This window comes from Streptomyces sp. R818 (genome assembly GCF_056172735.1).
The window spans coordinates 48,543-73,557 of the sequence record NZ_JAOCNE010000009.1 but is presented as its reverse complement, the minus strand read 5'-3'; the positions used below and the strand labels follow the sequence as shown (position 1 = coordinate 73,557).

24 protein-coding genes are annotated in these 25,015 nt (G+C 70.4%); 9 read left to right on the top strand and 15 right to left on the bottom strand.

Going from position 1 to position 25,015, the window contains the following annotated elements; genetic code table 11:
• Window positions 1-85: 85 nt before the first annotated feature.
• The 5 genes from N5I75_RS23505 to N5I75_RS23485 form a co-directional block, all read right to left on the bottom strand.
• Window positions 86-1,453 (bottom strand): CpaF family protein, encoded by a 1,368-nt coding sequence (locus N5I75_RS23505; RefSeq protein ID WP_476680262.1) that lies wholly within the window; start codon window positions 1,451-1,453, stop codon window positions 86-88.
• A gap of 18 nt (window positions 1,454-1,471) precedes the next feature.
• Entirely contained in the window at window positions 1,472-1,810 is a 339-nt protein-coding gene (locus N5I75_RS23500; protein WP_476680260.1) for a TadE/TadG family type IV pilus assembly protein, read from the bottom strand.
• Window positions 1,811-1,938: 128 nt separating this feature from the next.
• Complete coding sequence (locus tag N5I75_RS23495) at window positions 1,939-3,537, bottom strand: CpaE/TadZ family protein (protein WP_476680258.1); 1,599 nt, start codon at window positions 3,535-3,537, stop codon at window positions 1,939-1,941.
• Between the two features lie 94 nt (window positions 3,538-3,631).
• Window positions 3,632-4,351, bottom strand: a complete 720-nt coding sequence (cpaB, locus tag N5I75_RS23490; RefSeq protein WP_476680256.1) for a Flp pilus assembly protein CpaB — start codon at window positions 4,349-4,351, stop codon at window positions 3,632-3,634.
• Between the two features lie 46 nt (window positions 4,352-4,397).
• Entirely contained in the window at window positions 4,398-5,339 is a 942-nt protein-coding gene (locus N5I75_RS23485) for a hypothetical protein (RefSeq protein ID WP_476680254.1), read from the bottom strand.
• Between the two features lie 357 nt (window positions 5,340-5,696).
• Between N5I75_RS23485 and N5I75_RS23480 the strand changes: the two genes are divergently transcribed.
• Entirely contained in the window at window positions 5,697-6,692 is a 996-nt protein-coding gene (locus tag N5I75_RS23480; protein ID WP_476680252.1) for a chitinase, read from the top strand.
• Window positions 6,693-6,741: 49 nt separating this feature from the next.
• Here N5I75_RS23480 and N5I75_RS23475 read toward each other — a convergent pair whose 3' ends face one another.
• On the bottom strand, window positions 6,742-7,311 hold the full coding sequence (locus tag N5I75_RS23475) for a hypothetical protein (protein WP_476680250.1): 570 nt from the start codon (window positions 7,309-7,311) through the stop codon (window positions 6,742-6,744).
• A gap of 58 nt (window positions 7,312-7,369) precedes the next feature.
• Window positions 7,370-8,569, bottom strand: a complete 1,200-nt coding sequence (locus N5I75_RS23470; protein ID WP_476680248.1) for a hypothetical protein — start codon at window positions 8,567-8,569, stop codon at window positions 7,370-7,372.
• 247 nt (window positions 8,570-8,816) lie between these two features.
• Here N5I75_RS23470 and N5I75_RS23465 point away from each other — a divergent pair, with 247 nt between their 5' ends.
• From N5I75_RS23465 to N5I75_RS23450, 4 genes are all read left to right on the top strand, one after another.
• Window positions 8,817-10,067 carry a DUF1266 domain-containing protein gene (locus N5I75_RS23465; protein WP_476680246.1) on the top strand — a complete coding sequence of 417 codons (1,251 nt, stop codon included), beginning with the start codon at window positions 8,817-8,819 and terminating at the stop codon, window positions 10,065-10,067.
• Window positions 10,068-10,229: 162 nt separating this feature from the next.
• The gene (locus N5I75_RS23460; protein ID WP_476680244.1) at window positions 10,230-10,478 is read left to right on the top strand and encodes a Scr1 family TA system antitoxin-like transcriptional regulator; all 249 of its coding nucleotides are present in this window, start codon (window positions 10,230-10,232) and stop codon (window positions 10,476-10,478) included.
• Window positions 10,475-10,666: a hypothetical protein gene (locus N5I75_RS23455; protein ID WP_476680242.1), complete on the top strand. Its 192-nt coding sequence runs from the start codon at window positions 10,475-10,477 to the stop codon at window positions 10,664-10,666. Before N5I75_RS23460 ends, N5I75_RS23455 begins: the two co-directional genes overlap by 4 nt.
• Window positions 10,663-10,953: a hypothetical protein gene (locus N5I75_RS23450; RefSeq protein ID WP_476680240.1), complete on the top strand. Its 291-nt coding sequence runs from the start codon at window positions 10,663-10,665 to the stop codon at window positions 10,951-10,953. Before N5I75_RS23455 ends, N5I75_RS23450 begins: the two co-directional genes overlap by 4 nt.
• Here N5I75_RS23450 and N5I75_RS23445 read toward each other — a convergent pair.
• The 6 genes from N5I75_RS23445 to N5I75_RS23420 all read right to left on the bottom strand — a co-directional run bounded on the left by N5I75_RS23445 (window position 10,929) and on the right by N5I75_RS23420 (window position 16,920).
• Complete coding sequence (locus N5I75_RS23445) at window positions 10,929-12,248, bottom strand: Nramp family divalent metal transporter (protein WP_476680238.1); 1,320 nt, start codon at window positions 12,246-12,248, stop codon at window positions 10,929-10,931. The genes N5I75_RS23450 and N5I75_RS23445 overlap by 25 nt on opposite strands.
• Window positions 12,249-12,335: 87 nt before the next feature.
• Window positions 12,336-12,890 (bottom strand): hypothetical protein, encoded by a 555-nt coding sequence (locus N5I75_RS23440; protein WP_476680236.1) that lies wholly within the window; start codon window positions 12,888-12,890, stop codon window positions 12,336-12,338.
• Between the two features lie 133 nt (window positions 12,891-13,023).
• A complete protein-coding gene (locus N5I75_RS23435) occupies window positions 13,024-14,517 on the bottom strand; it encodes a GntP family permease (RefSeq protein WP_476680234.1) in 1,494 nt (497 codons plus the stop codon).
• Window positions 14,518-14,654: 137 nt separating this feature from the next.
• Window positions 14,655-15,065, bottom strand: coding sequence for a RidA family protein (locus tag N5I75_RS23430; protein ID WP_476680232.1), 411 nt, complete (start codon window positions 15,063-15,065; stop codon window positions 14,655-14,657).
• Window positions 15,062-15,853, bottom strand: a complete 792-nt coding sequence (locus N5I75_RS23425) for an IclR family transcriptional regulator (RefSeq protein WP_476680230.1) — start codon at window positions 15,851-15,853, stop codon at window positions 15,062-15,064. The genes N5I75_RS23430 and N5I75_RS23425 overlap by 4 nt, the downstream gene beginning before the upstream one ends.
• Window positions 15,850-16,920 carry a sugar kinase gene (locus N5I75_RS23420; protein WP_476680228.1) on the bottom strand — a complete coding sequence of 357 codons (1,071 nt, stop codon included), beginning with the start codon at window positions 16,918-16,920 and terminating at the stop codon, window positions 15,850-15,852. The genes N5I75_RS23425 and N5I75_RS23420 overlap by 4 nt, the downstream gene beginning before the upstream one ends.
• 201 nt (window positions 16,921-17,121) lie before the next feature.
• Between N5I75_RS23420 and N5I75_RS23415 the strand changes: the two genes are divergently transcribed.
• On the top strand, window positions 17,122-18,378 hold the full coding sequence (locus N5I75_RS23415; protein ID WP_476680473.1) for an alanine racemase: 1,257 nt from the start codon (window positions 17,122-17,124) through the stop codon (window positions 18,376-18,378).
• 222 nt (window positions 18,379-18,600) lie between these two features.
• Window positions 18,601-20,208 carry an N-acyl-D-amino-acid deacylase family protein gene (locus N5I75_RS23410; protein ID WP_476680226.1) on the top strand — a complete coding sequence of 536 codons (1,608 nt, stop codon included), beginning with the start codon at window positions 18,601-18,603 and terminating at the stop codon, window positions 20,206-20,208.
• A 149-nt stretch (window positions 20,209-20,357) separates the two neighbouring features.
• Here the strand turns inward: N5I75_RS23410 and N5I75_RS23405 are convergent, their stop codons facing one another.
• Window positions 20,358-20,978: an alpha-ketoglutarate-dependent dioxygenase AlkB gene (locus tag N5I75_RS23405; protein WP_476680224.1), complete on the bottom strand. Its 621-nt coding sequence runs from the start codon at window positions 20,976-20,978 to the stop codon at window positions 20,358-20,360.
• A 124-nt stretch (window positions 20,979-21,102) separates the two neighbouring features.
• On the opposite strand from N5I75_RS23405, the gene N5I75_RS23400 reads away from it, so the two are divergent.
• On the top strand, window positions 21,103-22,314 hold the full coding sequence (locus tag N5I75_RS23400; protein ID WP_476680223.1) for a pyridoxal phosphate-dependent aminotransferase: 1,212 nt from the start codon (window positions 21,103-21,105) through the stop codon (window positions 22,312-22,314).
• 109 nt (window positions 22,315-22,423) lie between these two features.
• On the top strand, window positions 22,424-22,831 hold the full coding sequence (locus tag N5I75_RS23395) for an SCO4983 family protein (protein ID WP_476680221.1): 408 nt from the start codon (window positions 22,424-22,426) through the stop codon (window positions 22,829-22,831).
• Between the two features lie 173 nt (window positions 22,832-23,004).
• Here the strand turns inward: N5I75_RS23395 and N5I75_RS23390 are convergent, their stop codons facing one another.
• The gene (locus N5I75_RS23390; protein WP_476680219.1) at window positions 23,005-24,867 is read right to left on the bottom strand and encodes a phosphoenolpyruvate carboxykinase (GTP); all 1,863 of its coding nucleotides are present in this window, start codon (window positions 24,865-24,867) and stop codon (window positions 23,005-23,007) included.
• Window positions 24,868-25,015 lie beyond the last annotated feature (148 nt).

Here is a 25,015-nt window from a genome sequence, read left to right as displayed (position 1 = left end):
CGTACTGATGTCATGCCCGGACGAGCCCTCCCCACCAGTACCGGCGGCGTCATGCCGGCCCGCGCCCCCCTCTCCCGTACCGGTGTCATCCCGTGGCCTCCCTCGTGTGGCGTGTGTCCACCGTCTCCACCACGCCGTACGCCGGTGGCACCGACTCCCCCGCCACGTACAGGCGGTCCGCGAGGCGGCGCGGCAGCGGGAGGTGCTCGTAGTAGCCGTGGACGCGGCGGCGTTCCAGGTCCGTGGTGCCGGAGACGTACGGCTGGGCCACGAAGCGGGTCACGGGCGCGATCGTGAACTGTTCGCGGCCGTGGGAGACCAGGAGCACTATCTCGCTGATCCGGCGCGAGCCGTCCGCGTGCCTCGTGAGCTGTACGAGGACGTCGACGGCCGAGTTGATCTGGTCGCGCAGCGCCTCGAAGGGGACGTCGACCTCCGACATGGAGCCGAGCGTCTGGAGGCGGGTGAGGGCGTCCTCCGCCGTGTTCGCGTGGACGGTGGCGAGGGAGCCGTCGTGCCCCGTCGACATGGCCTGCAGCATGTCGAGCGTCTCGCCGCCGCGGACCTCGCCGACGATGATGCGGTCGGGGCGCATGCGCAGGCTGTTGCGGACGAGGTCCCGGATGGTGACCTGGCCCTTTCCCTCGACGTTCGCGGGGCGCGACTCCAGGCGGATCACGTGGTCCTGCTGGAGCTGGAGTTCCGCCGAGTCCTCGATGGTGATGATGCGCTCGTGGGACGGGATGAGGGCGGAGAGGGCGTTCAGGAGGGTCGTTTTGCCTGAACCCGTGCCGCCGCTGACGATGATGTTGAAGCGGGAGCGGACGAACGCCGCGAGCAGCATCAGCATGTGCTCGTCGAGCGAGCCGAGTTCGAGGAGTTCGGTGAGGCTGTACGCGCGCGGGAAGCGGCGGATCGTGAGCGTGGCGCCGGTCAGGGCGAGCGGCGGGATGATCACGTTGACGCGTTCGCCGGTGGGGAGGCGGGCGTCGACCATCGGGTTCGACTCGTCGACGCGGCGGTTGACGGTCGACACGATGCGCTCGATCGTCTGCATCAGCTGTTCCGGGGACGCGAAACGCAGGGGCAGTTGCTCCACCCGTCCCGCTCGCTCCACGAAGATCGCGTCCGGGCCGTTCACCATGATCTCGGTGATCGAGGCGTCCGCGAGGAGGGGTTCGAGGATGCCCAGGCCGAGGGCCTCGTCGACGACCCGGCGGATGAGCTGGGTGCGCTCGGTGGAGGAGAGGACCGGGCCCTCGCGGCTGATGATGTGGCCGAGTACGCGCTCCAGGCGGACGCGGCGGTCCGCGGCCTGGAGCGAGGACATCTCGGCGAGGTCGATCTCCTCCAGGAGCTTGGCGCGGTAGACGGCGACCAGGCCCTCGTCGCGGTCCGGGGGTGTGCCGGTGGGTGTCTCGCGGGTGGCCACCACGCGGGAGCGCAGGCTCATGTCTTCATCAACTCCCGATCAGCTCCCGTCGGTGTTCGTGTCGCCGGAGCGGTCGTTCGGCATCGTGGCGGAGCGGTTGATGTCCCATCCGTCGAAGAGGGGGATGATCGCGGCGACGTGGACGGTGACGGTCGCCGTGATCGTGTCGCCGGTCGCGATCGACGGGGACGGGTTCAGCCAGCCGCTGACCGAGCTGGTGGCCGCCGCCGCGCCCGTGCCCTCGTTCAGCGACTCCGCCCTGGCGCCGGCCCGTGCGGCACTGCCCGCCTGGTTCGCGCCGTAGCCGACGAGGCCGAGCTGGATCGCGGCGAGGCCGATGACGAGGAGGAAGGGGAGGAAGCCGGCGAATTCGAGCATGGAGACTCCGCGATCCCCTTGCAGGTGCCGGCCGAGTCCGGCCGAGCGCCTCGGGGTCGCCCCCTCCTCCCCTGCCCGTCCCGAACCCGGGGGCTCCGCCCCCGGACCCCTGCGGGGCCCGGCCCCCTTCACTGGTTCTGCTCCTCTTCCGTCGCCGCGCCCGCCTCGCCGGTGACGCTCCAGCCGGGGTTCACCCCTGGGAAGAACAGGGGGACGTCGACCTGGACGGTGGCCTTGGTGACCGGGCCGGTCGAGTACGGGCAGGAGATGGTCGCGGCCTGCCAGGCCGATGGAAGGTGCGCCTTCCCGGCATCGGCACAAGCGGCCTGCCCATCCTGGCCGGAGGCGTACGCGGAGGTCGCCGCCCGCGCCGCCTCGTCCGCCGCGTTCCCGGCCAGGGAGTACGTGTAGCCGTACAGCACGCACTGCCACATCAGCGCGAGGACGACGAGGACCAGCGGGAACATCGCCGCGAACTCGAGCGTCACCGCCCCCTTGTCGCCACCGGCGCGGCGGCGGGAGCGGCGGCCCGTCGCCTCCGGGGCCGGGGCCGCGACCAGGCCCAGTTCACCGGCGAGCGTCCACAGGGCCTGCTTGACGGTGGAGCGGTTGTCGAGGTCCTGCATGCGGCCCGCGTCGACGGCCGCCGCGAGTTCCTTGTACGCGGCCGGGACGGCGGCGCGGGCCGTCTTCGTCCCGGTGACGCGTTCGACGAGCGGGGGCTGGATCTCGGCCGAGCGGGAGTGCCGGTTGACGACCGTCAGGGTCTCCTCCGCCTTGCGGATCTGGAGGCGGTCCCAGAGGCGGACCATGCGCTTGGCGGCCCGGACCGCGACCACGTCCGGGGTCACGACAAGAACCGCCTGGTCGGCGAGTTCGACCGCCGCCGCGTTCGCCGCGCCCATCTGCGTACCGCAGTCGACGACCACGACCTCGTAGCGGGCGCGCAGGGCGTGGACGACCTGGCGGGCGACGCGGTCGGTGACCTCCTCGCCGCGTTCGCCGTCGGCGGGGGCGAGGAGGAGGTCGATGCCGGTCTCGTGGGTGTAGACGGCGTCCTGGAGGACGCGCGGGGTGATGTCGCGGATCGCCGCCAGGTCCGCCACCGAGCGGCGGAACTGCACGTCCAGGTACGACGCCACGTCGCCGGACTGCAGGTCCAGGTCGAGCAGCGCCACGGAACGGCCGGAGGCCCGCGCCGCCAGCGCGAACTGGACCGCCGCGAGCGTCGTGCCGACGCCGCCCTTCGCCCCGGTCACCGCCACGACCCGGCCGCCGCCGCCCGCGGGCATCAGCTCGGCGCCCGTACCGCCCGCGAGGTGCCTGCGCATACCGGCCGACCACGACGCCGCGGCGTGGACGCGCTCCGCGAGGGCGTCGTAGCCGAGCGGGAACGCGACGATGCCGCGCGCTCCGCTGTCCATCGCGGCCGTGAGCAGCGCCGGGCTGGTGTCGGCCGTGGCGAGGATGACGCCGACGGCCGGGAAGCGCAGGACGAGGTCGCGGATGAGGTCAAGGGCCGGTACGGGGCCGATGCGTTCGTGTACGAGGACGACCTCGGGGAGTTCGTCGAGGGACTCGGCGGCGAGTCTTGCCAGGGTGTCGAGCAGGGCGGTGCTGTCGGCGACGGGTGGGGCGGGTTCGGTGTCGGGGAGCTGGGAGAGGAGGGTGACGAGTGCGCGGGCCGCCTCCGGCTCGCCAGCGGCTGGGAGGATCCTTGTGGTCATCGGCGTTCTCCCTTCGAGGGGGCTTGCCCCCTGGTCACGGGGCTCCGCCCCGGACCCCGCTCCTCAAACGCCGGAGGGGCTTGAATGGGCCTCATCACTTCGCCTCGCCCAGCGTGTACGACCGGTCCCCCGGCGCGATCTTCCCGTCGTCCCCCGGCGCGACCAGCGCAAGACGCACGTGCGTCGCGAACGACTCCGCGTACGCGACCCGCTGTGCGTCCCCCGCGCTCAGTGCGAACGTGATCGGCACGGCCTCGCCCTGGCGGCGGGTGCGGCTGCCCGAGTCGCCGGTGCCCTGCTGGTCGATGGGGGTCAGTCTGCCCACGTCGATGACCTCGGCGTTCTCGACGATGACCTCGGAGCGGTCGCGCTGTTTGTCGTTCTCGGCCTTGAAGGTGGCGTAGATGTTGACCTTGGCGCCGGGGTCGATCTTCCCGGCGACGCCCGTCTCCGCGTCAATCATGATGGCGATCTCCTGCTGTCCCGGTTTCAGTTCGGGCCGGGAGACGACCATGTCGCTCTGGAGCAGAGAGCCCTTCTTGAGCTGGGTGACGGCGATCTTGCCGCGGACCTCACGGAGGTTCTTGACGGCCGTGTCCGACAGCCAGCGTTCGGGCATCTCCACCTTCTCGAACTGGTCGTCGGTCAGCTCCTTGTAGGGCGCCACGTCCTCCTTCAGCCGGTACGCGGCCACCTCGGGCCCGACCTTGGAGTTCACGTCGCGGATCACGGACAGCACACCGGCGAACGCGCCGACGGCGCACAGGGCCGAGACGACCAGGAGGATGACGCCGCGGCGCTGACGTGAATTCATGGACCGGACAACCTCGTCGGTAGGCGGACAGGGGATCGGGTGGGCATCAGTGGTGCTGCGAGGCGCGGGGCAGTGCCGCCCGGCCCGACGCGGCGGCCGGGGCGAGTGAGGTGCGGGTCGGTCCCGCGCGTTCGGGCACCGCGCCGGTGGCGAGCGGCGCGGAGCAGAATCCGCACCGGTCGCCGATGAGTTCGAGCCCGCACCAGTGGCACTCCTCGCGCCGTACGGACGACACGAGCTGGTAGAGCACGGAGATGTCGGGGATGGCGGCGGCGAACTCGACGATCTTGCCGGGGTGGCCGTTCCGGCCCGTCGCCCACCAGCGCGGCGACTCGGCGGGCAGCGGCGCCTCGGTCGCGCCCGTCACCCGCCAGGCCGGGGCGAGCGCGCCGGTGACCCAGTCGGTGGAGTGCTGCCCGGCGGCGTAGAACATCCGCGTGCCGAAGGCGGGGCCGCTCGGCGTCTCACCCCCCGTGACGCGAAGGAGCTGCGGCTGGGGCGAGGCCACGACGGCGAACTGCGCGTTCGGCGACCACGATTTGGCGTGCGCCTTGAGCGGGACGGGGACGCGGTCCAGCTTGGCGACGGAGCCGAGCAGGGCGCCCGCGTGGACGTAGTGGGCGAGCAGCCGTCCGGCGGAGGCGAGCACGCCGGGGCTGAAGTCGCAGATGGACAACTGGCGCAGTTGCAGGGCGAGTACGGCGAGGCCGAGCGGCGGGAGCTCCGGCCGCAGGATGGCTATGCGGTCACTTTCGAGCACGGACCGGACGGAATGCAGCCGGTGCACGACCGCGTCCGGTACGGATTGCGGACAGAGCACGATCACGTAGCCGTGCTGTTCGATCAGTGTGTGTACGTCGGTGAGCGCGCGGTCGAGCGGGTACGCGTCCGGCGCTCCGCCCACCGGCAGCACGGCGGCGCTCGGGGTGTGCCGGTCGGGCGAGGCGAGCACCAGGTCGGGGTCGGTCACGGCTATCGCGGTCGGCACGCGTGAACCCCCGGTCGCTCTGCGCTCCTTCGGACACTGTCTGCCTCAGCACCATATCCACGCGGGCGCCCGGCAACACCCCACTTCGCACTGTTCACGACCGCTGTTCATCGAGTCCGGCCCCCGTTTGTCCGGAGCGCGCCCGCCGGTTGGCGCGGAAGCATCGACCGGTTGGCGCGGAAACTTCGACCAGTTGGCGCGGAAGCTTCGGCGCAAACCCTTGACATCGCTATTGGTCTGGACCAGTTTTGTCGCCCAGCAGCTGCTTCCCCACGCACCTCAGCCCCGCACACGAGGCCCCGTCCGTGAGCCACTCCCGTGTGCCGGGCCCTCCCCCCCCCCCACATGGAGGCAGAAATGAATCGAGTCGGCGCTCTCACAGGCGCGTTCACGGCGGCGACGCTCGCGGTGACCGGCCTGCTCACGACGGCCGGCCCGGCCCTGGCAGCCCCCACGGCCGCCCCCTCCGCCGTTCCGGCCCACGCGGTGACCGGCTACTGGCAGAACTTCGACAACGGCGCGGAGGTCCAGGAACTCAGCGACGTCCCCGCCGACTACGACATCATCGCGGTCGCCTTCGCGGACGCGACCACGACGCCCGGCGCGGTCGACTTCACGCTCGACTCGGCGGGCCTCGGCGGCTACACCGAGGACGCGTTCAAGGCGGACATCAAGGCGAAGCAGGACGCCGGGAAGTCGGTCATCATCTCGATCGGCGGCCAGAACGGCACGGTGTCGGTCAGCGACTCCGCCTCCGCGACGAACTTCGCGGACTCGGTGTACGCGCTCATGCAGGAGTACGGCTTCGACGGCGTCGACATCGACCTGGAGAACGGGCTGAACTCGACGTACATGTCGCAGGCGCTGAAGTCGCTCGCGGCGAAGGCGGGCGACGGCTTCGTCCTGACGATGGCGCCGCAGACGATCGACATGCAGTCGACGTCCGCCGAGTACTTCAAGACGGCCCTGGCGGTGAAGGACATCCTCACGGTCGTCAACATGCAGTACTACAACAGCGGTTCGATGCTCGGCTGCGACGGCAAGGTCTACAGCCAGGGTTCGGTGGACTTCCTGACCGCGCTCGCGTGCGTGCAGCTGGAGGGCGGCCTCGACCCGTCGCAGGTCGGCATCGGCACGCCCGCGTCGACGAGCGCGGCGGGCAGCGGTTACGTAGCCCCGTCCGTCGTGAACGACGCGCTCGACTGCCTCACCAAGGGCACGGGCTGCGGCTCCTTCAAGCCGTCGAAGACCTACCCGGGCCTGCGCGGCGCGATGACCTGGTCCACGAACTGGGACGCGACGTCCGGGAACGCGTGGGCCTCGGCGGTCGGGCCACACGTCCACGGCCTGTAACCCCAGAACCGGGCAGCGCCGCCGCTCCCCCGGCGGCGCTGCCCCGGCCTCAGTCGGCGTCGGCGTCGCCCCGGTCACATACGTCGATGACGAAGTGCAAAAGCTCGTCCGGTCGATTGGTGATGCCGAAGACGTGCGCGGGTGTGCCCCTGTCCCTGTCGAGCTGTTCCAGGTAGACGACCACGGGGCAGATGGTGTGCTGATCCAGCATCCCGCGTACGAGCATCCGACCCGCGACCGGGCTTTCCGGCCGCTCCATGTCAGTGACGACCATGACGATGTCGTCATGTCGGCGCAGCACATGGAGCGCTTCCCGGGTGGATTCCGCGTAGCGGAACTGAACGCCGAGAAGTCGCCTGAAGACCCGTGCCACTGGATGGTTCCCCTGGGGGCGATCGTCGACCCAGAGGATGGTTCTGCCCTCGCAGACATCTCGACGCCGCAGGGCCCGTGCGACCGCGCCGCGCCGTTCCGCGTCGGGAACCCAGGCTGCGGCGGGCTGTGCCTGTTGCAGCGCCTCCGAGAAGCTCAGCTCGATACCTCGCGTACCTCCGCTGACCCGTGTGAGCGAGGAGATCCGCTCGCTCAGCGGACGGCGGAAGAGGAGCAGCACGACCACAAGTACGATCGGCCAGACGAACCGCCGGGCCTGGTCCGTCACATTGATCCACGTCGCGTCAGCCACAGCCATTGGACGACAGCCAGCCGGGGAAGCGCTCTTCGATGCGTGCCTGCATCTGCCGCAGCACTCCCTCGAGCCATCTGCGCTCGGGGCGCTCGCCGAGGAAGTTCTCCGGCATCTGGGAGGCCGGGTCCCGGCCCAGTGAACGCTGTCGGGAAGGCGGTCCGCCCAGGTGGTCCCAGCCGTCCGGATCGTGCTTCTCGTGGTAACGCCACTCAGTGACGTTGAGGATCATGCCGTACGGATCCGTGTCGAAGGGGCCGATACCCCGCAGCCCGAAGCCTCGGTCATCCTCGGGGTACTCGGCGACGCTCCACAGCGGACACAGGTTGAACGGCAGGAGGTGGAGCAGTCCGTGGTGCGGGGGTGGGAGCGGCACCGGCGTCGGGCCTGCACCCAGGACCCGCACGATCACCTTGTAGAGATGGGCGGACTCGTCGCCGACGTTGCCCCACCGCCGCCGCAGCCCACGCCGGACCAGCGCGTACCTCTTGGCGATCTCGGGTTCGTAGGTGAGATCCAGGATGTCGGTGTCTCCGATGGCCCGCTTCTTGTAGTGCTGCAGGATGCCGCACACTTCGAGATCCTGGAGCACCTGTTGTCGGCCGCGGACGTACGCCTCCCGGAGCAGATTCCCGGCGTAGCCCTCCACCTCCTTGTACTTCAGGTATCCGGGCACTTCCGAGGGTGTGGCGTCACGCAGCTTGCTGGGGGTGAGGACGTGCCGGTATTCCTGGGTGTGACCGCGGTAACCGACGAGAACGGTGACCGATTCCCTGCCCGGGCGCGCGTAGGAGACCGGGTGGTAGGTGATCAGTCCTGTCGGCAGTACGAAGAAGTCACCCTCGAACGTGAACCCTTGTCCCGTCTGGTAGAAGCGCCACAGTTCCTCCCAGTTCTCAGGGGTGCTGGGGATTTCCTCGTTCTCGGGAAGGAAGACCGTGCCGACGTCCCGTCGGGCGAACATGTCCAACGCTCCGGGCGCGGCCCAGACCATCGCGCTGTACCCCTTGGTTTCCCCGAGCAGGGTCCAGCCGGGCGAGGGCGTGTATCCGGCCTCGGGGTGGCGTTGGATCTCGGCGGGCAGGGCCAACCTATGTGTGCCGCGATTGACGAAGTAGGGGCCGAAACTGTCGGCGCCCTCATCGTCGAGCACCGCGTCCGCCCATGTCTCGCGCCCGAGTACAGCATGCATAGCGCACCCCCTGACACCGGAGTCCGCGTGCCGCGCCGGCAGGAGGCCCGTACCGGCCTGTTCTCCAGTGCTGCTTTCTGCCCTAGCGTGAGATGCGCCAGGGCGTCAACCCAGGCGCCGCCGCGCACGGCCGGTCACGGTCACCGCCAGAGGTTCGCGGGCAGGCAGAGGGTGGGTGTCCATGCCCGGAACGGGTGGTCAGTAACCTTGCGGCATCCCCAGGAAGCAGCGATCAGGAGCAGCCGCCATGACGTTCGGTCCGCCGCCCCAGGACTTCGGCCCGGCAGCGACACCGGCGTGGACCGCGCCCACCCCTACCGAGCAGGCGCTGTACGAGGCGAAAGCGCGTGGGGACTGGGCGGCGTACTACGAGACGCTGGCGCGGGTCTATCTGTACTTCGTGATCGACCGCGCCCACGCCGACACCCACTCAGACTCCCTCCTCCCGCTCTACTGCCCGCCGCACGCCCCCACCTACCGGTGGGAAATCTTCACCGACGGGATGCTGCCCGCGCCCGAGCCGAACCTCGTGTTCACGCGGCACACCCTGCACTGGTTCGCCCGCTCCTGGACTCCCACCGATCCGCCGCTCCTCACCGTGAACCCCGGTTCTCCCTGCGAGGTCTCGCTGCCCGCCGGCCCGTCGCACGCCACCTACTGGGCCCAGGTCGCCGACCACGTGGGAAGCCCGCGGCTCCGCGGACGTCTGCGAGCGCTCGGCGTCGGCGGCCCGCTGCACGGCCCGGTTGCCCACGGGCTCGCGTGCGGGGCGCTGCTCTGCGTGAGCAACGGTTCCCTGTGGAACGCCATGGGCTGGCACGGGACGGGTTACGTCAAGGAGCGCGAGCGTCTGCGCGAATGGTGGGGCATCACCACGCGCGAGGCGTGGAGATCGGCGCTGGACGGTCTGCTCGCCTGCGAGTCCCACAGCCCCGTCTGGGAGTTCGCTCTGAGCCTGCGCCGCACCATCGCCCGCGACTTCGGGGGCCACGTCGACCCCGCGTACTGGCGCCAGGCGGCGGAGACGGTGATGCGGCGCAATGCCGACGAACGCACCACGCTCAGCGAGGACGGGGTCACCTACACGGAGCCCCGCCCCGAGGCGGAGACCACCGCCCGGATCGAGGGCGTGCAGCGGCTCATCGGCCGGATCACCCGCTACGAGGCCCGAATGCGGGCCGACGGCGTACTCGCCGAGGGGCGGTACGTGAGCTCGGTGGACGCCTGGGACCTCGGCCGCGCCTCGAAGATGGCCCGCTGGGGCCTCGGCGCCCGCTTCGACACACTCCAGGAGGCGGAGTCCGCCGTCGTGGCCGCAGGCCGGGCGGCCTCCCTCTCGTACCGCTCCTGGCAGGACTTCTCCGCGGGCTACATCCTCGGCCGCTGCCTGCACTTCGACGAAGAGGAGTTCGGATCGTGGTACGAGGACATGGTCGCCGCCCACCGCGTCCTGATGGAGGACCCGGGAAGCCCTTGGCTGAACATCCCGTTCCAGTAGACCTCGTGGGCGGCGGGCCCTATCTCCCGTAGCCGCCTGCCCCATGCCCGGGGACAACGCTGAGAGAATGCCGGGGCTCCTCGCGGTGCGGGGCGGATGCGGCCGCCGCTCAGCTCGACGAAGTCGTCAAGCGGTCCCAGTAGGACCACATCCACGCTGAAGGTGATCCCGTTCGAGGCGGGCGTGTTCCCGGGTGCGGGGCCGACCGTTCTCTACGCACAGGGCTCTGCGCCCCAGCTGGACACGGTCCAGGTCGACAACAGCCACGGTCCGGAATTCCTGAACGCCGAGAACCAGTTGACCGAGTACCGCGCTCACCTGGACTGGATGGAAGACATCGCGCTGACGGCCGACGCCTCACGTCATCTCATTCGCGAAATCGCCGACGAACTGCGAAGGAGCACAGCATGACCGACATCACGTGGGAAGACCCGTTCTGCGGCGAGGGGAATTCCTGCTTTCGCCTCGGGACCGACGCCGGCGGAAACGCCTACATCACCGTCACCGGCGCCGAGGACACCTACATCACGGACTCCCGCGAAGCGCTGCGCACGCTGATCCGCGACATCAAGGCAGGCAAGGCGGACCACCTGCTGTGAAGGAGACGGGGATTCGCGATCATCAGGAGTTCGACGTGACGGTGATCGCGGTAGGGCCGGTGGGGGCGCGCATCGAGGTGCACGGCCACCCCGGCTTCGTCGACCAGGTGAAGCACCCTTTCTGGTGGGATGAAAGCGTGGCCCCACCGGTGCCCGGGGACACCTTGCATGTGGTCGTCCTGGACGCCGAAAGGGATCCGCCCCGGTTCAGTGCGCTGCGCGGGGACATCGAAATAGCCCGCCGACTCCGGGGCGCCTCGGGTCAGAAGAACTCCGACCAAGGCTGATCCCAGATCTGCTTCACGCACAGGATCACGAACAGCAGGCCCGCCGCCGCCAGCATCCCGTTGCTCAGCCACCCGTTGCGCCAAGCGGCGGGCGTGCGGGCGCTGTTCAGGAGCCAGATCAGGGTCAGGGCCAGGAACGGCATGAAGGCCGCGCCCAGGACCCCGTAGAGGATGACCAGGCGGAACGGTTGGCCCTGGAAGAGGAGGATGATCGGGGGGAAGGTCAGCCAGAGGAGGTAGATGCGGAAGGGCCAGTTGCGTTCCAGGTCGCCCCTTGCCACCTTTTCGCCTCCGACGCGCTCCGCGCGGTACCGCTCGACGAAGTCCGCGAACATCAGGCTGACGCCGTGCCAGACGCCGATCAGGGACGTGAAGGACGTCGCGAAGAAGCCGATCAGGAAGAGTTTGGCCGTCGCCGTGCCGTACTCGGATTCAAGGATTGTCGTCAGGTCCAGTAGGCCCTTGTCGCCGCTCGCGATCGCCGTGTGGGAGGCGTGGAGCAGCTCCGCTCCTACGAAGAGCATCGCCACGACGAAGACGCCCGTCGTGATGTAGGCGACCCTGTTGTCCAGGCGCATCACCTTCATCCAGCTCGTGTTCGTCCAGCCCTTCGCGTTGACCCAATAGCCGTATGCCGCGAGGGTGATCGTGCCGCCGACGCCGCCGATCAGGCCGAGGGTGTTGAGGACCGAGTCCTTCTCGTCGGGGAGGACGGGGACGAGGCCCGCTACCGCGTCGCCCAGGTTCGGGGTCACCCGGATCGCCAAGTACACCGTCACCACGAACATGACGCCCACCAGGACCGTCATGACCTTTTCGAAGACGTTGTATTTGTTGAACCAGACGAAGAGCAAGCCCACCAGGCCGCAGAGGATCGCCCACGGCTTGATCGACCAGTCCGCCGGGAACACGTCCGGGAAGAGCGCCTGGAGCGGGAGCGCGCTCGAACTCATCGCCGCCGCTCCGTAGACGAAGCCCCAGATCACCACGTAGGCGACGAAGAACCATGTCGTCCAGCGGCCCAGGCTCGCCCAGCCGTCGAAGAGCGTGCGGCCCGTCGCCAGGTGCCAGCGGCCCGCCGCCTCGGCCAGGCTGATCTTGACGAGGCAGCCGAGGACCGCCGCCCAGAGCAGGGTGTAGCCGAAGTTGCTGCCCGCGACGAGGGTCGCGACCAGGTCGCCCGCGCCCACGCCCGTCGCGGCGACCACGATGCCCGGGCCGATGTACTTCCAGCTGGACTTGCGGGGGTGGTCGGAGTCGCGGGTGGGATGAGTGGTGCCCTTGGTGTCCGCCATGACACCAAGGGAGCGTAACCAGGCCCCGGTCGGCAAGAGGGCCTACCGGAACCGTTTCCGGCCGGACGCCCTCCCGAGCCGCGAGGCTCAGTCCTCGAAGTACGCGTCCAGCGCCTTGTCCAACTGCTCGGTCCACTCGCCCAGGCGGGACTTGTCCGGGGCCTCGACATCGTTCGGGTACCAGCGGCTGTTGGGCGTGTGGACCGTCACCGTGAGGCGCTTGCGGGACGTGCCGTACTCGACCGCGCTGATCTCGTCCCAGGTGAACTCCGCCTCCTGGTCGTCGAGTGTGAAACGGACGCCGGTCGCGTCGACGGTGATGGACCCGCGGCGGTCCTTCGCCTCCATCGCCGGGCCGTCACCGGCGGCCTCCGGAGCGGGCTCGCCCTCGCCCTCAGCCTCAGCCTCGGCCTCGGCCCCGGGGGCCTTTTCGACGCGCTTGGCGTCCTGCGGCTCCTCCGGCTCCTCCCGCTCCGCCTCCCCCGCAGCCCCGTCGGGCTCCGTGACCGCGTCCTCGGCGTCCTGGACGTCTCGGACGTCCTTGGCCGTCGCCTCCGCTCCGGGAGACGTCAGGCCGGGTACGTACGCCGGGTCGAAACCGGCACCGGTGACGGGCGGGACCTTCTGACTCTGACTCTCCATACGCTGCTCCACGGGCGGAAGTATGGCGGACGAGGCTGTGCGGCGCCTCCCCCGGGCCCCACTGGTTCTCGTCCGCCACGGGCGGTGCATCGAGTCACGACTTGACGCGCCCTTTACCGTACGCGGCGCGTCGCTAGACGAACAGGCTCACCATCGCCGCCACCACGAACCCGGCGATCGAGAGGACCGACTCCAGGACCGTCCACGTACGCAGCGTGTCGCGTTCGGTGATGCCGAAGTACTTGGCGACCATCCAGAAGCCGCCGTCGTTGACGTGCGAGGCGAAGATCGAGCCCGCCGAGATCGCCATGATGACGAGCGCCGTGAACGCCTGGGAGTAGTTGCCCTCGGAGAGGAGCGGGGCCACGATGCCCGCCGTCGTGACGATGGCCACCGTCGCCGAGCCCTGTGCGACGCGGAGGACGAGCGAGATCAGGTAGGCCAGGACGATGACCGGCAGGCCCACGTCGTTGAAGGTGTCCGCCAGGGCCTGCGCGATGCCGCTCGCCTTCAGGACGGCGCCGAAGACACCGCCCGCGCCGACCACGAGCAGGATGTTGCCGACCGGCTTGAGCGACGCGGTCGAGACCGTCTCCAGGGACTTGCGGGACCAGCCGCGCCGGATGCCGAGCAGGTAGTAGGCGAGCAGCAGCGCGATCGTCAGGGCCACGAAGGGGTGGCCGAAGAACTCGATGACGGAGCGGCCCGTGGACGGGTCGAAGGCGATCGAGGAGAAGGTGGCCAGGAGGATCAGGATCAGTGGCGTACCGATGATGGCGAAGACCACGCCGAGCGCTACCGGCTTCTCCGTCGGGGTGACGCCCGAGGCGCGCTGTTCGGCCTCCAGGGACGCCTTGGCCTCCTCGGCGGCCTCGACCATGTCCTGCGGGACGGGGACGAAGATCCGCTTGCCGATCCAGGCGGCCCAGCCCCAGGCGGCGAGCACGGCGGGGATGCCGCAGACGATGCCCATGAGGATGACCCAGCCGAGGTCGACGTGGAGCAGACCGGCGGCGGCGACGGGGCCCGGGTGCGGCGGCAGGAACGCGTGCGTCATCGACAGGCCGGCAAGCAGCGGCATGCAGTACAGGATGATCGACTTGCCGCCGCGCTTGGCCGCCGCGTAGACGATCGGCGCGAGGACGAAGATGCCGACGTCGAAGAAGACGGGGATGCCGAAGATCAGGCCGGTGAGGCCCATGGCGAGCGGGGCGCGCTTCTCGCCGAAGAGGTTGAGGAGGCGGGAGGCCAACACCTCGGCGCCGCCGGAGACTTCGAGGACCGCGCCGAGCATGGTCCCGAGTCCGATGATGATCGCCACGTGGCCGAGGGTGCCGCCCATGCCGGACTCGATCGTGGAGACCGCGTCGGACTTCTGGACGGTGCCGAAGAGTTCGGTGACGGACAGGCCCGCGCCGAGACCGACCGCGATGGAGACCGCGAGGAGGGCCACGAAGGGCTGGAGGCGCGCCTTGATGATCAGGAAGAGGAGCAGGACGATGCCGAGCGCGGCGATCGTCAGGAGGCCCGCTGTGCCGTCGATCAGCTTCAGGATGCCGCCGGTGTGGGGTGGCGGTTCGGTGGCGGCGGCCGCGAGCGGGGCCAGGGTGGTGGATATGGGGAGCATGGGGGTCCTCGTAAGGGCATGGATGTTTCTGGGCAGGGGGGATCGCGGTGCGGCGCGTCCGGACGACGCGCCGCACCGTGACGACGTACAGAAGTGAGGAAGATGCTGCTCAGCTCAGAAGAGTCCGAAGGGCGGGCTCAGCCCAGGACTGCGAGCGCGTCGATCTCGATGAGGAGGCCCTTCGGGAGGCCGACGTAGACCGTGGTGCGGGCGGCGGCGGGGGCCTTGAGGCCCTGCTCCTCGAAGTACTCGTTGTAAATCTGGTTCATCTCGGCGAAGTGGTCGACGTCCGTGAGGTAGACGCGCATCATCATGACGTCGTCCCAGGTCGCGCCGCCCTCTTCGAGGATCGCCTTGACATTGGCGAACGTCTGCAGGGTCTGCTCGCGCAGGGTCGGGCCCGCCGGGGTCGGGGCCTTGCCCTCCTCGGCGGGGAGGAAGCCGACCTGGCCGGCGACCTGGAGGATGTTGCCCTTCTTGACGCCGTGCGAGAACTTCGCGGGCGGCGTGGTGTGCGTGGCGGGGGTGAGAGCCGTCTTCTCGGTCATCGTGAACTTGCTTCCTTCGTGGGGGTGTTGCCGGAACCCGGGCCGGGACCGGTTCCTGAGTAGTCCCGGCTGATGGCTTCCGCCGTGCGGCGCACCAGCGGGAGCAGGGTGAGGAGTTCCTCGGCGGTGACGACGACGTTCGGCGCGGAGACCGACATGGCGGCGACGACACGGCCGTCGGCGCCGCGGACCGGGGCCCCGACGCAGTTGATGGACTCCTCGTGGCCACCGAGGTCGGTGGCCCAGCCCTGTTCGCCCACCTTCTCCAGCTCGCGCAGGAACGCGGCGGCGTTGGGGGTCGAACGGGACGTGTACATGGGGTAGTCGAGCTTGTCGGCCACAGCGCGGCGCTCGGGCTCGGAGAGGTCGGCGAGCAGCAGTTTCGCGACGGCGGCGACCGTGATCGCGACCGGCTTGCCGATGCGTGAGTACATGCGCACGGGGTAGCGGCTCTCGACCTTGTCGATGTAGAGGACCTCGTCCTCCTCGTAGACCGCGAGGTGCACGGTGTGGCCGCACTTCTCGTTGAGGGCCACGAGGTGGGGGTGGGCGATCTCGCGGACGTCGAGGTTCTCGACGGCTTCCTGGGCGAGCGCGAAGAGGCGGGCGCCGAGCCGGTAGCGCTGGTCGGCCTGGCGGTGCACGAGGCCGTGCTCGTGCAGGGTGCGGAGCAGGCGGAGAGCGGTGCTCTTGTGCACCCCGAGGCGGTCGGCCACCTGGCCGAGGTCGGCTGGTCCCTCGGCGAGCAGCGGCAGGATGCTGAGCGCGCGGTCGACGGTCTGGCTCATGGCGTACGTACCTCCTCGGCGGCCTCGTCGGGGGCGGTCGTCCACCCGGGGCCGAGGTGCAGTGTCCCCCACGCGGCGGCGTCGAGGGCGACCAGGCGGTCGGCGTGGTCGCGGTGCGGCGGCGCGGCGAGGTCGCCGGGGACGGTGAGGGCGGCGGCGGCCCACAGGTGGCCGTGGCGCAGCCGGCCGGCGACGGGCAGGCCGCGCAGGGTCGCGGAGAGGAACCCGGCGGCGAAGGCGTCGCCCGCGCCGACGGCGGCGACGACGTCGACGCGCGGGGCGGGTTCGAAGTGGCGCCCGCCGTCGCGGTCGTAGGCGACCGCGCCGTCGGCGCCGCGCTTCACGACGAGGAGGTCCGGCTCCGGCAGGGCGGCGCGTACGGCGTCGGGGCCGCCGGTGATCCCGAACGCGTCCTCGGCCTCGTCCTCGCCGACGAAGACGAGGTCCGCGTGGCGGGCGAGGTCGAGGAGGACGCGGGCGTCGCGCGCGTCGGCCCAGAGGCCGGGGCGGTGGTTGACGTCGAAGGAGACGAGCGGGCTGCTCACGCCGCCGGAATCCCGCATAAGCGTACGGAGCAGGGTCAGGCAGTCCTCGGAGAGCGCGGCGGTGATGCCGGAGAGGTGGAGGATGCGGCCCGCGCGGAGCGTCTCCGGGTCCATCGTGGCCGGGGACATCGCGGAGGCGGCGGAACCGGCGCGGTAGTAGGCGACCTCGTGGGCGTCGGTGGCGCGGTCCCCGGCGGTGCGGAAGTAGATGCCGGTGGGGCGGGCGGGGTCGCGGCGTACGTGCTCCACGTCGACGCCGTACGCGCCGATCGCCTCGATCAGATGGTCGCCGAAGCCGTCGGCGCCGACGCGGCTGACCCAGCGGGCGCGGTGGCCGCCCGCGGCGAGGACGCAGGCCAGGTTGGACTCGGCGCCGCCGATGCCGCGCTCGAAGGACGGCACGTCGGCGAGGCGCCCGGGGACCGAGGGGACGAAGGTGACCATGGACTCGCCGAGCGCGACGACGTCGGGCACGACGACGGCGGCTGCGCCGTGCGGGGCTGCGGGTCCGGTGACGGTCACGGGGGTCGGTCTCCTCACGGCGTGGGGGCCAACAGCTCCGTTGACCCGGCGTTGGCTCGGATGTTAGACAGCAGTGAGCGACATACGCAATGGGCGTTGCACATATTGCAACTACCTCGCCTGGAAGGGGCAACCGTGACCGCCAAGAATGCCGTCAGCGCCGACGACGCAGCCGAACGCGGAGCGACACGTCTTGAGGAGCTGGCGCGCGAGCGCGTCGACTTCCGGTTCAAGGGGCTGCCGCCCCAGGCCGAGGGCCTGACCGTCGCCGAACTGGCCGAGCGGCGCCTCAACCTCTTCACGGACGGTTTCACCACCCCCGTCCTCGCCCTCTCCGCCGAGCGCCTGGAGCACAACCTCGCGCTGATGGAGACGTACGCCACCCGGCACGGGCTCACGTTCGCGCCGCACGGCAAGACGTCGATGGCGCCACAGCTTTTCGCTCGGCAGATCCAGCACGGGGCGTGGGGGATCACACTCGCCGTCCCGCACCAGGTGCGCGTGGCTCGGGAGTTCGGCGTGGAGCGGATCTTCCTCGCGAACGAGCTGGTCGACGCGGCGGCGCTGCGCTGGCTCGCGGGTGAGCTGGACTCCGACCCGTCCTTCCGGTTCATCTGCTACGTGGACTCCGTACGGGGCGTGGAGCTGATGGACGCGGCGCTGCGTGCGGCGGGCGCCGGGCGTCCCGTCGATGTCGTGGTCGAGCTGGGCGCGGGGGACGGGGCGCGGACCGGGGCCCGGACCGAGGCCGAGTGCGGGGCGGTCGCCGACGCGGTGGCCGGGGCCTCGACGCTGCGGCTCGTCGGGGTCGCCGGATACGAGGGCGAGGTGCCGCAGGCCGACGGTGAGCGGGTGCGGGAGTGGCTGCGGCGGCTTGTCGCGCTGGCCGTGGAGTTCGACTCGGCCGGGCGGTTCGCGGGGCTCGACGAGATCGTGGTCAGTGCGGGGGGCTCCGCCTGGTTCGATGCGGTGGCCGATGTGTTCGCGGAGATTCCGGGGCTGGGCGCGCCTGTGCTGAAGCTGCTCCGCTCCGGTGCGTACGTCTCCCATGACGACGGTCACTACCGGCACATGACCCCGTTCAACCGGGTCCCCGAGGAGGGGGCGCTGCATCCCGCCTTCCGGCTGTGGGCGCAGGTCGTGTCGCGGCCCGCGCCCGAGCAGGCGTTCACCAACGCGGGCAAGCGGGACGCCGCCTACGACATCGACCTGCCCGAGGTGCAGGTCGTGCGGGACGCGCGTACGGGGGCTGTGCGCGAGGCCGCCGGGGTCGTGGTGACGGGGCTTTCGGATCAGCACGGGTGGGTTCGTACGGAGCCGGGCGCGACCGGGGTCGAGGTCGGGGACTGGCTCGGCATGGGCCTCTCGCACCCCTGCACCTCGTTCGACAAGTGGCAGTTGATCCCTGTGGTGGAGGGGGACGGGACGGTCGTGGACTACGTCCGCACGTTCTTCTAGGCAGCTTGCGCGAGCGACTCCCGTCGTCGGCCGCGGGCCGTGGGCGGTTGCTCGCGCAGTTCCCCGCGCCCCTGGCGGGGCGCGTCTCACCGGCGACAGAGCGGTGGCCGCCGACGGTGGGGCAGCACCGCGGGGCCACCCGCACTCGGCGACGAAATGTGCACGGGTGGTGCGGGTGGGTATCCGTAGTCAGCTCAGCCATGACGAAAGAGGCAGTCGAAGATGGACCTGGTCATCAAGGACGTGCGTGTGATCGACGGCACCGGAGGTGCCTCGTACCGCGCCGACGTCGCGATCGACAGCACCGGCAGGATCGCGGAGATCGTCAAGGAGGGCGAGGGCCCGCGCCCCACAGCGCCCCGCACACTCGACGGCGCCGGCCTCGCCCTCTCCCCCGGCTTCATCGACATGCACGCGCACAGCGACCTCGCCCTCCTCCGCGACCCGGACCACAGCGCGAAGGCCGCCCAGGGCGTCACCCTGGAGGTCCTCGGCCAGGACGGCCTCTCCTACGCCCCGGTCGACGACCGCACCCTCGCCGAGGTCCGCCGCGCGATCACCGGCTGGAACGGCGGTGCGCCCGGGGACACGTCCGTCGACTTCGACTGGCGCACGGTCGGCGAGTACCTGGACCGCCTGGACCGGGGCATCGCGGTGAACGCCGCCTACCTCATCCCCCAGGGCACGGTGCGGATGTACGCGGTCGGCTGGGAGGACCGCGATGCCACCCCCGCCGAGCTGGACCGCATGAAGCAGCTCGTCGCCGAGGGCATGGCGCAGGGCGCCGTCGGCATGTCGTCCGGGCTGACCTACACCCCCGGCATGTACGCCAAGGACGCCGAGCTGACCGAGCTGTGCCGGGTCGTCGCCGAGTACGACGGCTACTACTGCCCCCACCACCGCAGCTACGGGGCCGGCGCCCTGGACGCGTACCGGGAGATGGTCGAGCTGACGCGCACCGCGGACTGCTCGCTGCACCTGGCGCACGCCACCATGAACTTCGGCCTGAACAAGGGCAAGGGCGTCGACCTGCTCGCCCTCCTTGACGACGCGATCGCGGGCGGCGCCGACATCAGCCTGGACACCTACCCGTACACCCCGGGCGCGACGACGCTCGTCGCCATGCTGCCGAGCTGGGCCAACGAGGGCGGCCCCGACGCCACCCTCGCCCGCCTCCTGGACGACGCCACCGCCGAACGCATCCGCCACCACGTCGAGGAGATCGGCTCCGACGGCTGTCACGGCGTGCCGATGGAGTGGGAGACCATCGAGATCTCGGGCGTCTCCGACCCGGCGCTCACCGCGTACGTCGGCAAGACCGTCGCCGCCGCTGCCGCCGAGAGCGGCGAGGCCCCCTGGACCACCGCCCGCCGCCTCCTCGTCGAGGACAAGCTGGGTTCCACGATCCTTCAGCACGTCGGGCACGAGGACAACGTCCGGGCGATCATGCAGCACCCCGTCCACACGGGCGGCAGCGACGGCATCCTCCAGGGCGCGAAGCCGCACCCGCGCGCGTACGGCACGTTCCCGCACTACCTCGGCCACTACGCCCGCGACCTGGGCGTCATGTCACTGGAGGAGACGGTCGCGCACCTCACGTCCCGCCCTGCCGCGCGCCTGCGCCTGCCCGACCGGGGCCTGGTCCGCGAGGGCTACCGCGCCGACCTGGTCCTGTTCGACCCGGAGACGGTGGCGGCGGGCTCGACGTTCGAGGCGCCGCGCACGCTGCCGGTGGGCATCCCGCACGTCCTGATCGACGGCCAGTTCGTGATCGAGGACGGCCGCCGCACAAACGTCCTGGCGGGCCGCTCGATCCGCCGCAGCGCTTGATCACCGCGCCCCTGAAATGCCGCACGAAGTGCGCACTTCAGGGGCGCGGGGAACTGCGCGCCCAGCCACGACGAGACCCGCACCCGACGCCGCCACCCGTGCCCCCGCCCCGGCCTGCCCCCACCCGCCAATCCAATCAGCGGCCAGCGTCACCGCACGCCGTGCGGCCGGAACTGAATGCTGATCCGGGGCCCGGTCGCCCGCGCCGACTTGGGGATGGCGTGCTCCCAGGTCCGCTGGCAGGAGCCGCCCATCACGATGAGGTCGCCGTGCCCGAGAGGCCTGCGCACGGTCGGCGCGCCCCCGCCGAGCGGACGCAGCACCAGGTCACGCGGCGCCCCGACCGAGACGATGGCGACCATGGTGTCCTCGCGGTCGCCGCGCCCGATCCGGTCCCCGTGCCAGGCGACGCTGTCGCGTCCGTCGCGGTAGAAGCAGAGCCCGGCCGTGGTGAACGGCTCCCCCAGCTCCTCGGCGTAGTGCGCGGAGAGGGCGTCGCGGGCGGTGTCGAGCACCGGGTGCGGGAGCGGCTCGGCCGCCCCGTAGAACTTGAGGAGCCGGGGCACGTCGACGACCCGCTCGTACATCTGGCGGCGTTCGGCCTTCCAGGGGACGCCGGACGCGAGGTGTTCGAACAGGGCGTCGGCGCCGCTGAGCCAGCCCGGCAGGACGTCGATCCAGGCCCCGGCCCCGAGCACGGTGCGCCGCAGGCCGGTGAGGTCACCGAGCGCGGTCTCCTCGGCCTGGTCGAAGAGGGATCCCTGAAGCATGTCCTCCACCGTACCGAATGAATAGAACAAACGCTCGAACACGCCATCCGCCGCGGCCCCAGTGGCCGATCTCACCCGTCAGAACAGAGCGCGCCGCCCCGTTACCCGGCCGTAAAGTCGGAGCATGCAGCTCATCCAGTCGACCAAGCTCGCCAACGTCTGCTACGAGATCCGGGGCCCGGTGCTCGAGGAGGCGATGCGGCTGGAAGCGGCGGGCCACCGGATCCTGAAGCTGAACACGGGCAACCCGGCGGCGTTCGGGTTCGAGTGCCCGCCGGAGATCCTGGAGGACATGCTCCGCAACCTCGGCGACGCCCACGGCTACGGCGACGCGAAGGGGCTGCTCGCCGCCCGCCGCGCGGTGATGATGCACTACCAGACCCTCGGCGTGGAGACGGACGTCGAGCACGTCTACATCGGCAACGGCGTCTCCGAGCTGATCGTCATGGCGATGCAGGGCCTGCTCGACGACGGTGACGAGGTCCTCGTCCCCGCCCCCGACTACCCCCTGTGGACCGCCGCCGTCTCACTCTCCGGCGGCACCGCCGTGCACTACCGCTGCGACGAGCAGTCCGACTGGATGCCGGACCTCGCCGACGTCGAGCGCAAGGTGACCGACCGCACCAAGGCGATCGTCATCATCAACCCGAACAACCCGACGGGCGCCGTCTACAGCGACGAGATGCTGCGCGGCCTCACCGACATCGCCCGCCGCCACAACCTCCTCGTCTGCTCCGACGAGATCTACGACAAGATCCTCTACGACGGCGCCACCCACACCCCGACCGCCGCCATCGCCCCCGACCTGCTCACCCTCACCTTCAACGGCATGTCGAAGGCGTACCGGGTGGCCGGTTACCGGGTCGGCTGGATGGCGATCTCCGGTCCGCGCGCGCACGCGGCCTCGTACATCGAGGGCCTGACGATCCTGGCGAACATGCGGCTGTGCGCCAACATGCCGGGGCAGCACGGTGTCGTCGCGGCGCTCAGCGGACGCCAGACGATCAAGGACCTGGTCCTTCCGGGCGGTCGCCTGAAGGAACAGAGCGACGTCGCCTACGACCTGCTCACCCAGATCCCGGGCGTCACGTGCGTCAGGCCCAAGGGCGCGCTCTATCTCTTCCCGCGCCTCGACCCCAAGGTCTTCAAGATCAAGGACGACCGCCGGATGGTGCTCGACCTGCTGCGCGCCGAGAAGATCATGGTCGTGCAGGGCACGGGGTTCAACTGGCCGGAGCCGGATCACTTCCGCGTGGTGACGCTGCCCTCCACGCGGCAGCTGACGGAGGCGATGACCCGGATCGGGAACTTCCTGGACGGATACGCGCAGCCGTGACGCTCTCCGGGAGAGCCGCTTCTTTGGACCGGTTCTAAGTTAGACAGAATCTAAGGTACGATGGAGGCCAATAAACGACCTGTCCGTTGCCGTTGCCTGGAGGCCTTCCATGTACGAGCCGATCCGCACCAAGTCGGTCCACACGATGGCGGCCGACAGCGATTTCCCGCACCGCTCCCGCGAGGAGGAGCTGGACATCCAGCTCGCCGGGCACCTGTCGGCGCTCCTCGCCCTGACCGACGAGATCCGGCTGGCCGCCGGGGACCCGGAGCTGGATGCCGCCGCGACCGCGCTCGCCGCGCAGGTCGCTCGTCTGCGGGGCGGGCAGCCGCCCGTGCGGTCGTCCGTGGCCGCCGCCGTGCATGAGCCGCATGTCGCGGCTCTGCACCAGCGGGCGCATGCCCTTGCCGGGCGGGCGCTGGTCGTTGCGGCGTCCCGGGCGGACACCAGCGCGGCGATTCTGGCCGCGCAGCGCATGGAGTACCACGCCAACGCCGGCCGCTTGGTAGCCGCCTAAGGGGCGCGGGGAACTGCGCGCGCAACCGTCGAAAAGCCGCGGACGCGTCTGCTCATGTACCGAGCAGACGCGTCCGCGGCTTGTTCGTGGCTGAGCGCGCAGTTCCCCGCGCCCCTGGCGGGGTTGATCGGGCCCCCGCACGCCATTGTGCGGGGGCCCGATCCAGGTGCGGCCTAGCCGAGTCGCTCCACCAGCTTCCGGTATTCGTCCCACAGCTCGGCCGGCGTGTGATCGCCGAACGTGTTGAGGTGCTCCGGAATCAGCGAAGCTTCGTCGCGCCAGACCTCCTTGTCGACGGTGAGCAGGAACTCCAGGTCCTTGTCGGCCAGATCGAGGCCGTCCGTGTCCAGGGAGCCCTTGGCCGGAAGGATGCCGATCGGGGTCTCGACACCTTCCGCCCGGCCGTCGAGGCGGTCGACGATCCACTTCAGGACGCGGCTGTTCTCGCCGAAGCCGGGCCACACGAAGCGGCCCTCCGCGTCCTTGCGGAACCAGTTGACGTAGTAGATCTTCGGGAGTTTGGCGGCGTCCTTGTCCTTGGCCACCTTCACCCAGTGGGCCATGTAGTCGCCCATGTTGTAGCCGCAGAACGGCAGCATCGCGAACGGGTCGCGGCGCAGCTCGCCGACCTTGCCCTCGGCGGCGGCGGTCTTCTCGGAGGCCACGTTGGCGCCGAGGAAGACGCCGTGGTTCCAGTCGAAGGACTCGGTGACCAGCGGCACCGCGGACGCGCGCCGCCCGCCGAACAGGATCGCCGAGATCGGTACGCCCTTCGGGTCCTCCCATTCGGGCGCGATGATCGGGCACTGCGCGGCCGGGGTGGTGAAGCGGGCGTTGGGGTGGGCCGCGGGGACGCCGGACTCGGGCGTCCAGTCGTTGCCCTTCCAGTCCGTGAGGTGGGCCGGAGTCTCCTCCGTCATGCCCTCCCACCAGACGTCGCCCTCGTCGGTCAGCGCGACGTTGGTGAAGACCGAGTTGCCCCACAGCGTCTTCATCGCGTTGGCGTTGGTGTGCTCGCCCGTGCCGGGCGCGACGCCGAAGAAACCGGCCTCGGGGTTGATCGCGTAGAGCCGGCCGTCCTCGCCGAACCGCATCCAGGCGATGTCGTCGCCGATCGTCTCGACGGTCCAGCCGGAGATCGTGGGCTCCAGCATGGCGAGGTTGGTCTTGCCGCAGGCGGACGGGAACGCGGCGGCGACGTACTTCGCCTCCCCCTGCGGCGGGGTCAGCTTCAGGATGAGCATGTGCTCGGCGAGCCAGCCCTCGTCACGGGCCATGACGGAGGCGATGCGCAGGGCGTAGCACTTCTTGCCGAGCAGGGCGTTGCCGCCGTAGCCGGAGCCGTAGGACCAGATCTCGCGGTCCTCGGGGAAGTGCGAGATGTACTTGGTGGAGTTGCACGGCCAGGGCACGTCCTCCTGGCCCGGCTCCAGCGGGGCGCCGAGGGTGTGGACGGCCTTGACGAAGAAGCCGTCGCTGCCGAGCTCGTCCAGGACCGGACGGCCCATCCGGGTCATCGTGCGCATGGAGACGGCGACGTAGGCCGAATCGGTGATCTCGACGCCGATCGCGGACAGCGGCGAGCCGAGCGGGCCCATGCAGAACGGGACGACGTACATCGTGCGGCCGCGCATGGAGCCGCGGAAGATGCCGCCGTTCCCCTCGTTGCCCTGGAAGATCTCCCGCATCTCGGCGGGGGCCTTCCAGTGGTTGGTCGGGCCCGCGTCCTCCTCCTTCTCGGAGCAGATGAACGTCCGGTCCTCGACCCGCGCGACATCGGTCGGGTCGGAGGCGGCGTAGTAGGAGTTCGGGCGCAGCGTCGGGTCGAGCTTCTTGAACGTCCCCTTGGCGACCAGTTCTCCGGCCAGCCGCTCATACTCGGCCTCGGAGCCGTCGCACCAGACCACGCTGTCCGGCTGGGTCAGTTCGGCGATCTCGTTGACCCACGAGATCAGTCCCTGGTGGTCGGTCGGGAGGTGGTCAGGGGTCGGGACGGTCAGGACCTGGGAAACGGGAGCCGCGATGTCGCGCGCCACGATCGCTCCTAAATGAGGGTGTTGTGTTGGTTGCCCCGTGGGGGCCGCGACCCGGACGCCGCGCCTCCCGTTCCACTGGACTCCAGGAGCTGGATTTCAGTGAGCGCTCATCCGGTGCCGACCGCACTCATATGATCATCGGCCCGTT

Coding starts and splice junctions, on each gene's coding strand:
- N5I75_RS23505 (WP_476680262.1), bottom strand. CDS start 1,453: ATGAGCCTGCGCTCCCGCGTGGTGGCCACCCGCGAGACACCCACCGGC.
- N5I75_RS23500 (WP_476680260.1), bottom strand. CDS start 1,810: ATGCTCGAATTCGCCGGCTTCCTCCCCTTCCTCCTCGTCATCGGCCTC.
- N5I75_RS23495 (WP_476680258.1), bottom strand. CDS start 3,537: ATGACCACAAGGATCCTCCCAGCCGCTGGCGAGCCGGAGGCGGCCCGC.
- cpaB (WP_476680256.1), bottom strand. CDS start 4,351: ATGAATTCACGTCAGCGCCGCGGCGTCATCCTCCTGGTCGTCTCGGCC.
- N5I75_RS23480 (WP_476680252.1), top strand. CDS start 5,697: ATGAATCGAGTCGGCGCTCTCACAGGCGCGTTCACGGCGGCGACGCTC.
- N5I75_RS23470 (WP_476680248.1), bottom strand. CDS start 8,569: ATGCATGCTGTACTCGGGCGCGAGACATGGGCGGACGCGGTGCTCGAC.
- N5I75_RS23465 (WP_476680246.1), top strand. CDS start 8,817: ATGACGTTCGGTCCGCCGCCCCAGGACTTCGGCCCGGCAGCGACACCG.
- N5I75_RS23455 (WP_476680242.1), top strand. CDS start 10,475: ATGACCGACATCACGTGGGAAGACCCGTTCTGCGGCGAGGGGAATTCC.
- N5I75_RS23445 (WP_476680238.1), bottom strand. CDS start 12,248: ATGGCGGACACCAAGGGCACCACTCATCCCACCCGCGACTCCGACCAC.
- N5I75_RS23440 (WP_476680236.1), bottom strand. CDS start 12,890: ATGGAGAGTCAGAGTCAGAAGGTCCCGCCCGTCACCGGTGCCGGTTTC.
- N5I75_RS23435 (WP_476680234.1), bottom strand. CDS start 14,517: ATGCTCCCCATATCCACCACCCTGGCCCCGCTCGCGGCCGCCGCCACC.
- N5I75_RS23430 (WP_476680232.1), bottom strand. CDS start 15,065: ATGACCGAGAAGACGGCTCTCACCCCCGCCACGCACACCACGCCGCCC.
- N5I75_RS23425 (WP_476680230.1), bottom strand. CDS start 15,853: ATGAGCCAGACCGTCGACCGCGCGCTCAGCATCCTGCCGCTGCTCGCC.
- N5I75_RS23410 (WP_476680226.1), top strand. CDS start 18,601: ATGGACCTGGTCATCAAGGACGTGCGTGTGATCGACGGCACCGGAGGT.
- N5I75_RS23405 (WP_476680224.1), bottom strand. CDS start 20,978: ATGCTTCAGGGATCCCTCTTCGACCAGGCCGAGGAGACCGCGCTCGGT.
- N5I75_RS23400 (WP_476680223.1), top strand. CDS start 21,103: ATGCAGCTCATCCAGTCGACCAAGCTCGCCAACGTCTGCTACGAGATC.
- N5I75_RS23395 (WP_476680221.1), top strand. CDS start 22,424: ATGTACGAGCCGATCCGCACCAAGTCGGTCCACACGATGGCGGCCGAC.